The 8873-nt window shown below is 63.2% G+C and carries 9 protein-coding genes; 4 read left to right on the top strand and 5 right to left on the bottom strand.

Going from position 1 to position 8873, the window contains the following annotated elements:
- Positions 1 to 37: 37 nt before the first annotated feature.
- The 3 genes from AB5Y98_RS05240 to rimO all read right to left on the bottom strand — a co-directional run bounded on the left by AB5Y98_RS05240 (position 38) and on the right by rimO (position 3660).
- On the bottom strand, positions 38 to 1420 hold the full coding sequence (locus tag AB5Y98_RS05240) for an ATP-binding protein (protein ID WP_005298736.1): 1383 nt from the start codon (positions 1418 to 1420) through the stop codon (positions 38 to 40).
- Positions 1420 to 2094 (bottom strand): response regulator transcription factor, encoded by a 675-nt coding sequence (locus tag AB5Y98_RS05235; RefSeq protein WP_010634645.1) that lies wholly within the window; start codon positions 2092 to 2094, stop codon positions 1420 to 1422. Before AB5Y98_RS05235 ends, AB5Y98_RS05240 begins: the two co-directional genes overlap by 1 nt.
- Before the next feature lie 237 nt (positions 2095 to 2331).
- Positions 2332 to 3660, bottom strand: coding sequence for a 30S ribosomal protein S12 methylthiotransferase RimO (rimO, locus tag AB5Y98_RS05230; protein ID WP_010634637.1), 1329 nt, complete (start codon positions 3658 to 3660; stop codon positions 2332 to 2334).
- A 270-nt stretch (positions 3661 to 3930) separates the two neighbouring features.
- On the opposite strand from rimO, the gene AB5Y98_RS05225 reads away from it, so the two are divergent.
- Complete coding sequence (locus tag AB5Y98_RS05225; protein ID WP_368231465.1) at positions 3931 to 5022, top strand: HD domain-containing phosphohydrolase; 1092 nt, start codon at positions 3931 to 3933, stop codon at positions 5020 to 5022.
- Positions 5023 to 5235: 213 nt separating this feature from the next.
- Here AB5Y98_RS05225 and AB5Y98_RS05220 read toward each other — a convergent pair whose 3' ends face one another.
- Positions 5236 to 5760, bottom strand: a complete 525-nt coding sequence (locus tag AB5Y98_RS05220; RefSeq protein ID WP_017781132.1) for a NifB/NifX family molybdenum-iron cluster-binding protein — start codon at positions 5758 to 5760, stop codon at positions 5236 to 5238.
- Entirely contained in the window at positions 5757 to 6065 is a 309-nt protein-coding gene (locus tag AB5Y98_RS05215) for a DUF134 domain-containing protein (protein ID WP_368231464.1), read from the bottom strand. The genes AB5Y98_RS05220 and AB5Y98_RS05215 overlap by 4 nt, the downstream gene beginning before the upstream one ends.
- A 192-nt stretch (positions 6066 to 6257) precedes the next feature.
- Here AB5Y98_RS05215 and AB5Y98_RS05210 point away from each other — a divergent pair, with 192 nt between their 5' ends.
- Genes AB5Y98_RS05210 through arsA form a run of 3 tightly spaced genes read left to right on the top strand, consistent with a single transcriptional unit; the run spans position 6258 to position 8802 of the window.
- The gene (locus AB5Y98_RS05210; RefSeq protein ID WP_005298747.1) at positions 6258 to 6626 is read left to right on the top strand and encodes a helix-turn-helix transcriptional regulator; all 369 of its coding nucleotides are present in this window, start codon (positions 6258 to 6260) and stop codon (positions 6624 to 6626) included.
- Positions 6627 to 6630: 4 nt separating this feature from the next.
- Positions 6631 to 6999 carry an arsenite efflux transporter metallochaperone ArsD gene (gene arsD / locus AB5Y98_RS05205; RefSeq protein ID WP_368231463.1) on the top strand — a complete coding sequence of 123 codons (369 nt, stop codon included), beginning with the start codon at positions 6631 to 6633 and terminating at the stop codon, positions 6997 to 6999.
- A gap of 39 nt (positions 7000 to 7038) precedes the next feature.
- Positions 7039 to 8802: an arsenical pump-driving ATPase gene (gene arsA / locus AB5Y98_RS05200; RefSeq protein WP_368231462.1), complete on the top strand. Its 1764-nt coding sequence runs from the start codon at positions 7039 to 7041 to the stop codon at positions 8800 to 8802.
- Positions 8803 to 8873: the final 71 nt, after the last annotated feature.

Below are 8873 nucleotides of genomic sequence, written 5' to 3'. Positions count from 1 at the left end.
GCCAGCTGGCAGGCGCACTGGGTGGGCAGAGATGGCCTCAGGGCAGGTCGAGGGTGAAGCGGGCGCCGCCGAGCGGGGACTCGTCCACCATGATCTGGCCGCCGTAGCTGTGCACGATTTCGGTGACCACCGCCAGCCCGATCCCCTGACCGGGGGAGCTGTCGGCGCGCACCCCGCGCTGGAAGATCTGCTGCGACTTGCCCGGGTCTATGCCGGGGCCGTCGTCCTCGATCTCGATCCGCAGCCGGTCGAGCCGGCGGCTCACCGTCACCTTGATCTCGCTGATGGCGAACTTGAAGGCGTTGTCGAGCAGGTTGCCCATCAGCTCCATCAGATCCCCCTGCTCACCGGCGAAGAAGACGTCGTCGTCGAACTTGAAGCGGGTTTGCAGCTTCTTGTGGCGATAGACCTTGGCGAGGCTGGCCAGCAGCTTCTCGATGAGGGGCACCGGCTCGGTCCCCTTGCTGGCGAGGCGCTTGCGGCCGGTGACGGCGCGGCGCAGCTGGTACTGGATGATCTGATCCATGGTCAGGATCTGCTCATTGATGTTGTCGTGAATGTCGCGCCCCAGCTTGACCTCCTGGGCCGTCATCTGGATCAGCGCCAGCCGGGTTTTCAGACTGTGGGCCAGGTCGTTGAGGGCATGCTGGTAGCGCTGGGTCTGCTGGCGCTCGTTCTCCAGCAGCTGGTTGACCGACTCGGTCAGCGGCGTCAGCTCCCGCTCATAGTCGTTGGAGAGCGCCTCCCGCTTGCCGGCCCGGATCTCGTCGATCTGGCGCGCCATGGTGCGCAGGGAGCCCAGGCTCCAGAAGCTGGTGAGCAGCAGCAGGGCGCCGAGCAGGGCGTAGGCGAGCAGGGCCTGGCGGATGCACTGGTAGAGGTAGTCGCGGGTCTGCAGCAGGTAGCGCTTGGCGGAATCGACCATCACCACGTAATAGGTGGTGGGGCCGTCACCGTGGTTGCGCAAGAAGCGCAGGCTGTAGATGAAGTAGCTCTCGCCGTTCTTGATGGTGAGGCGCTTGAAGAAGTAGTCCTGATCCAGCCCGCCCAAGTACTTCATCAGATCGTCGCAGATGGAGTCCTTGACCTGGATCACCTCCGGCATGTGCAGGCTGGACCAGCTCAGCTGGCCATCGGCCCGGCAGATCAGGGTGTCCAGGTTGGGGTCGATGGCATCCGGAGTGAGCCGGCCCAGATCCGTGCTGGCCTGGGCGTCCGGCATCTTGGAGGAGAACAGCTTGGAGAGGTTCTCCTGCATGCGGGTGCTGGCCTTCTGGGCCTGCTCATCGGTGTGGCCCAGATAGAGGATGTAGACCGAGAAGGACATGATGAGCGCGATGACCAGCATGGCGCTCAGCATCAGCTTGATGTGCAGCGAGCGGCGGATGAAGCGCATGGGGCGCGGCAGACGAAAACCCATCAGCTGCACGACAGGTTGAAGATGTAGCCCTGGCGGCGGATGGTGGAGATGGGCTGGATGAGCCCCTCCGGATCCAGCTTCTTGCGCAGCCGGCTCACCATCACCTCGATGGTGTTGGGGTCCCCCTCGCCGTCGCCGTAGAGCTGATCCAGCAGCTGCTGCTTGGAGACCACCTGGCGGGCGTTGCGCATCAGGTATTCGAGGATCAGGTACTCAAAGCTGGTGAGCACCACCGGCGTACCGGCGATGGTCAGCTCCTTGCGGGAAAGGTCCAGCTCGTAGTCGCCAGCCTTGACCCTGGGAGAGATGAAACCGGCGCTGCGGCGCACCAGGGCATTGAGGCGGGCCAGCAGTTCGTCCTTCTGGAACGGCTTGACCAGGTAGTCGTCCGCCCCTGCTTCCAGCCCCTCCACCTTGTCCTGCCAGTTGCCGCGCGCGGTCAATACGATGATGGGAAAGGGGATCTGCTGCTCGCGCAGCTGGCGGATGAGCTGCAGACCGTCCATGTCCGGCAGGCCCAGATCGATGATGGCCACGTCGATGGGGTAGTCGGCGGCGTAATGGAGCGCCACCTGGGCGCTCTCGGTACTGTGCACCTGATTCTGGGCTTCGGTCAGCAGGGTGGTGAGGTGGTGATTGAGCAGCTTGTCGTCTTCGACCAACAAAATTTTCATAAGGTGCGCGATCATGGGGATCCAGGCTGTCAATTAGAGGGCTTATGACGGGGAGAGTCAATCCGGATCCTAACAGCCCCGCCTGTATCGGGACTGAATCAGCCCGCCATTGGTTATATGCCTCCAGACCATGCGCAGACGCTTCGAGCAATCATGGTTGAACACTTTTTCCTTGCATTGCACCAACAAAAAAGCCAGTCAGGGGCTGACTGGCTTTTTATTGGTGCTTATCGGGGATCAGTCGATGAGACTGGCCCACAGGTCGTACTCGTCCGCTTCGTCGATGCGGACCTTGACCATGTCGCCGGGCTTGAGGCCGGTTTCACCGTTCAGGTAGACCAGGCCGTCGATCTCGGGGGCATCGGCGGCGGAGCGGCCGGTGGCTCCCTCTTCGTCCACCTCGTCGATCAGCACCAGCATCTCTTTGCCCACCTTGCGGGCCAGCTTGCGGATGGAGACCTGCTGCTGCAGCTCCATGAAGCGCTGGAAGCGCTCTTCCTGCACCTCGGCCGGCACCGGATCCGGCAGCTCGTTGGCCTTGGCGCCCTCGACCGGGCTGTACTTGAAGCAGCCGACCCGATCCAGTTCCGCCTTGTCGATGAAGTCCAGCAGCATCTGGAACTCTTCTTCGGTCTCGCCGGGGAAGCCGACGATGAAGGTGGAGCGCAGGGTGATCTCGGGGCAGATCTCGCGCCACTTCTGGATCCGCTCCAGGGTGCGCTCGACGGTGCCCGGGCGCTTCATCAGTTTCAGGATGCGCGGGCTGGCGTGCTGCAGCGGGATGTCGAGGTAGGGTAGTACCTTGCCATCGCGCATCAGCGGGATGACGTCATCCACGTGCGGGTAGGGGTAGACGTAGTGCAGGCGCACCCACATGCCGAGCTTGGCCAGCTCTTCGCACAGGGCCACCATGCTGGTCTTGACCGGCATGCCGTCGTAGAAGCCGGTACGGTGCTTGACGTCGACGCCGTAGGCGGAGGTGTCCTGGGAGATGACCAGGATCTCCTTCACGCCGGCCTCTTTCAGGCGCTTGGCCTCGGCCAGTACCTCGCCGATGGGGCGGCTCACCAGATCCCCGCGCATGGAGGGGATGATGCAGAAGGTGCAGCGGTGGTTGCAGCCTTCGGAAATCTTCAGATAGGCGTAATGACGGGGGGTCAGCTTGACGCCCTGGGCCGGCACCAGGCTGGTGAAGGGGTTGTGGGTCGGCTTCTCCACGTATTTGTGGACGTGGCCGAGCACCTCTTCATAGGCGTGGGGGCCGGTGATCTCGAGCACCTTGGGGTGGATCTCGCGGATCTGGTTCTCTTTGGCGCCGAGGCAACCGGTGACGATTACCTTGCCGTTTTCGGCCAGGGCCTCGCCGATCGCTTCCAGCGACTCCTGTACCGCGCTGTCGATAAAGCCGCAGGTGTTGACCACCACCAGCTCCGCATCGTCATAGCTGGGCACCACGTCGTACCCTTCGGTACGCAGCTGGGTCAGGATGCGCTCGGAATCGACCAGGTTTTTGGGGCAACCCAAGGAGACGAATCCTACTTTGGGGGCCTGTTTTGTGTTGGACATCGCTCAATCACTCTTAGGTGGCTCTAGTTTTAGGGCGCGGATTTTACCGGAATGGCTAACCAAAAACTATACAGCCGGCACGCCGGAAGCGAACAATCTCTTTGCCCGGGCCACAATGGGCCGTCAAAGGAGAAAACCATGGTGGCAACAGGCCTTGCTGGCCGGCCAGCGGGGCCCTGATGTTTGTTGCTGACGCTTGAGTCAATTTGGCAGGAGAGTAAAAACAGGGGTCACTATACTCCCTGCAGGAATAGCAGAAGGACGTGCGGGATGGAGAGTTCATTTGGCGAAAAAGTGCAGAACGTGCACGCCACGCTCAGGCAGCGGTTTGACAAGTTGAGCCGGGTTGCGGTCGCCATCTATGACCAGCAGACGGACAAGCTCAAGACCTTTGCCCACAGCACGGAGGGGGGCTCGCCGCTGTTGCAGTACGAGGTGAAGCTGAGCGAGGTGCCCTCCCTGCGCTATCTGGCCGAGCGCCAGCAATCCAGGGTGCTCGATACCTTGGGCTCGCTGCAAGGGTCCCCCGCCGAGCACAGCCGCAAGCTGCTGGCGGCCGGTTATGAGTCGAGTTACACCGAGCCGCTGCTGTTCAACAGCCGGCTGTTCGGTTTTCTGTTTTGCGATGCCAGGGAGCCCGGCTACTTCGATGCGGCCATTCGCGGTGAACTGGCGGCATATGCCCAGATCCTGGCGGCCATCATTGCTGTTGAGTTCTTCTCCATCCAGACCCTGAACGGGGCGCTGACCACGGCGCGGGAGTTCAGCCGCTACCGGGACGAGGAGACCGCCAACCATCTGCACCGCATGTCAGCCTATTCACGGCTCATCGCCTGCGAGGTGGCAGCCCATTACCCCCTCAACGATGAGGAGGTGGAGTTCATCCATCTCTTCTCCGAGCTGCACGACATCGGCAAGATTGCGGTGCCGGACGCCATCCTGCTCAAACCGGGCAAGCTGACCCCGGAGGAGTACGCGGTGATGAAGATCCACCCGCTCAAGGGACGAGAGATGATCGCCCTGATGATCAAGGAGTTTGGTCTGGACGGCATCCATCACACCGACATGCTCAAGAACATCATTGCCTACCATCATGAACGTTTCGACGGCCAGGGCTACCCGGAGGGGCTGGCGGGGCAGGCGATCCCGCTGGAGGCCCGCATCGTCACGGTGGCGGATGTGTTCGACGCGCTCACCAGCGAGCGCCCCTACAAACAGGCCTGGCCGTTCGAAACGGCCTTTGCCTACCTCGAAACCCATGCAGGCAGCCAGTTCGACCCCGTCTGCGTCGCGGCGGCGCTGCGCAGCAAGGAGGCGTTTCGCGCCATCCATCAGCAGTATCGGGATCCGGCCATAACTTGACCTCTCGTTCACGCTCTCGGTGCTAGGGTCGGCTTACCTACCGGGGTGAATGCCTGGGGGCGGGCTCTGCAATTTGATAGAGATGCTCGGAGCAAGCGCTTGCGCAGCCACAAGGCCGGTCGCTAGTGCCCTGGCGCTCTGCCGCTAGCCGGGTTTGGCGCCACCAGAGCAGGGCGCTCATGGCCAGGATCAATGCGAAGGAGGCCAGCATGCTCAGCAGCAGGTGTGACATGATTTGTCCCCCTGTTGATGATTGCAGCCGCACTGCTCCGCCTGGTGACAACCACTTTCCCTACCGATCTGTTCCCCCTTGCGGCCGTTGCAGGATGGCCGGATCCCCTTGATAAGACCCCCGGCCTTGCTGGCCTTGCGGCGTGACGGACTGCCCTGGCTGGCGTCGGTCAGCGGCTGAAAGTGGGCAGCAGACAGATCAAGGTGCGCCGAGCGGTACTGCCATACCGATATCCCGGCATCGAGCAGTCGGCCCAGCATGTGCTCACCGATGTTTCGCACCAGCACCTGAGTGACGGCATGGGCCTGTAGCGTCGCCAGCAGGGCCTGTTTGCCACGGCAACCCTCGCCGTTGGCCGGGTTGGACATGGTCGCGAGCACCTCGCCGGCTGGACTGACAATCTGCAGCTGCTCAGCCCGGCTGACGTGGGCGGATGGCCGGCCCCGGCTCAACAGGATGGCATGGTTGCCTGGCACGGCTGCTGCTGTATTCACGTTCTGGTTCATTGCGCGATTTCTCCACCGGGTTGCGGGACGTCGGGTTGCATCAACAGGGCCTTACCTAAACTCAGGCACTCCACCACCTTGTAGCGGGCGCGCTTGAGGGTATTGGCCAAGGTCTGGCGAGAAACGCCCATGAGTCGGGCGGCCTCCTGTTGCTGCATGCCCTCCAGATCCACCAGGCGCAGCGCCTCAAACTCATCGGCGGCGAGGGCCACCTGCTCCAGTTCATGCATGGGGACACCATTGGGCTTAAAGTAGCTGTTGGCGGGGCGCCCGCAGATACGACGGGCTATTTTTGGTCTCGGCATAACGACTCCTAATTTGCATATGCCACATATACGCCGCATAAATGGCATATGCAAATTAAAGAAAAATGTAATTGAAAGGCATGATCTTGTTGAGAGGGAGCTTGCGGCTTCACGAGCAGAGTTGGCGGCAACTTGATCACTTCAATGATTCTTGTATAGTTGAAATGAAGGCGTATCCAACGAGAGACAAACATGAACAAAGAGACGGCCACCAAGGTCTTTGAATCGCTGGCATCCGGGATCCGGCTCGATGTGTGGCGGCTGCTGGTCAAGGCGGGGCTGGATGGGCGGGTCGCGGGCGAGCTGGCCGGCGAGCTCGACATCGCCCCCAACACCCTGTCGTTTCATCTCAAGGCGATGCTCAATGCCGGCCTCTTGTCGGTGGAGCAGGAGGGGCGCTTCCTGCGCTACCGCGCCAATATCCCCTTGATGCTGGACCTTATCGGCTATCTCACCGAGGAGTGCTGCGCCGGCCATCCGGAGGCGTGCGGCATGATGCGCGCCGAGTCCACTTGCTCACCCCATGTGCTGCCTGCGCAGCCCTGCTGCCACAAGGAGTAATGCCATGTCAGTCATTCAGATTTTCGACCCCGCCCTCTGCTGCGCCAGCGGCGTCTGCGGCACCGAGGTCGATCAGGCGCTGGTCACCTTTGCCGCCGATCTGGCCTGGGCCAGGGAGCAGGGCGTTGCCATCGAGCGTTTCAATCTGGCCCAGCAGCCGCTGCAGTTTGCCGAAACACCTGCGGTCAGCGCCTTTCTCACCCACGCCGGGGAGGAGGGGCTGCCGCTGGTGCTGGTGGAGGGTCAGGTAGTGCTGACCGGCCGCTATCCGAGCCGCGGCGAGCTGGCCCGCTATACCGGACTGCCCGCGCCGCAGGCCACCATCAAGGGCATAGTGAAAGCGGCCTGCCGTCCTGGCAGTGGTTGCTGCTAAGAGATTGATATTCGAAACCATGTCGTAACGGGAGAGGCTATGTATCACTTTCTGACCAATCCACCGCCGTTTCTCTTCTTCACCGGCAAGGGCGGGGTGGGCAAGACCTCGCTGGCCTGCGCCAGCGCGGTGGCCCTGTGCGATGCCGGCAAACGGGTGCTGCTGGTGAGCACGGATCCCGCCTCCAACGTGGGGCAGGTGTTTGCCACCGACATCGGCAATCGCATTACCGCCATCGCCGCTGTGCCCGGTTTGTCGGCGCTGGAGATAGATCCCCCCGCGGCGGCCAAGGCCTATCGGGAGCGGATCGTCGGGCCGGTGCGCGGCAAGCTGCCCGAGCGCGTGGTGCGCAGCATAGAGGAGCAGCTCTCCGGCGCCTGTACCACAGAGATCGCCGCCTTTGACGAATTCACTGCCCTGCTCACCGACCAGGCGCTGCGCTCGGAGTATGACCACATCCTCTTCGACACCGCCCCCACCGGCCATACCATCCGCCTGTTGCAACTGCCGGGGGCCTGGAGCGAATTTCTGGAGCAGGGCAAGGGGGATGCCTCCTGCCTGGGCCCGTTGGCGGGACTGGAGAAGCAGCGCAGCCAGTATGCCGAGGCTGTCGCCGCGCTCTGTGACGGAGCACAAACCCGGCTGGTGCTGGTGGCGCGGGCCCAGGGTTCGACCTTGCGGGAAGTATCCCGCACTCACGAGGAGCTGGCCGTCATCGGCCTGGCGAACCAGCAGCTGGTGATCAACGGCCTCTTCCCCGAGGCGGCCATTGTTGGTGACGCGCTGGCGCAGGCTCTCTGGCAGCGCGAACAGCAGGCGCTTGCCGATATGCCGCAGGGGATAAAGGGACTGGCCCGGGATCTGGTGCCGCTGCTGGCCACCAACCTGGTGGGGCTCGACAGTTTGCGCCAGCTGCTGCAACCACAGGATGCTGGTGAGCAGGCACCACTGGCAACGTCAGCCCATCTGCCAGTCCAGCCCGAGTTGAGTTCGCTGGTGGACGAGCTGGCCGCCGACGGTCACGGCCTCATCATGCTGATGGGCAAGGGCGGGGTGGGCAAGACTACCCTGGCGGCCGCCGTGGCGGTGGAGCTGGCAAGCCGCGGCCTGCCGGTGCACCTCACCACCTCGGATCCCGCTGCGCACCTCGGCGAGACGCTGGCAGGCAGCCTGCCCCATCTGGAGGTGAGCCGCATCGACCCCCACGCCGAGACCGAGCGTTACCGCGCCCAGGTGCTGGCCAGCAAGGGGGCGGCACTGGACGAGCAGGGGCGGGCGCTGCTGGAGGAGGACTTGCGCTCCCCCTGTACCGAGGAGATCGCCGTGTTTCAGGCCTTCTCGCGCATCATCCGCGAGGCGGGCAAGCGCTTCGTGGTGATGGATACCGCCCCCACCGGCCACACCCTGCTGCTGCTCGATGCCACCGGCGCCTACCACAGGGAGATCGCCCGCCAGATGGGAAGCAAGGGGCTGCACTTCACCACCCCCATGATGCAACTGCAGGACTCCAAGCAGACCAAGGTGCTGATCGTCACCCTGCCCGAGCCCACCCCGGTGCAGGAGGCAGCCAATCTGCAGGCCGATCTGCGCCGTGCCGGCATCGAGCCCTGGGCCTGGCTCATCAACCACAGTCTGCAGCAAGCCGCGGTCAGCTCGCCGCTGTTGCAACTGCGGGCCGAGCGCCAGTTGCCCCATGTCGAAGCGGTCGAGCAGCAACACGCCAGCCGCTACGCCGTGGTGCCGCTGCTCGCCGAGGAGCCGGTGGGGGCGGATGCCCTGCGCCGCCTCTGCCAGCACCACTGAACAGTCAGCATCACTGAACAAGGGCCCCGGCCGCGTGGTCGGGGCTGATGAACATTTGTCGTTAACGAAAG

Origin of the sequence: Aeromonas sp. s3, assembly GCF_040907805.1 — a bacterium.
In the GTDB taxonomy this organism is placed as follows: Bacteria; Pseudomonadota; Gammaproteobacteria; order Enterobacterales; family Aeromonadaceae; genus Aeromonas; species Aeromonas dhakensis.
This window is presented reverse-complemented; position numbering and strand designations above follow the sequence as displayed.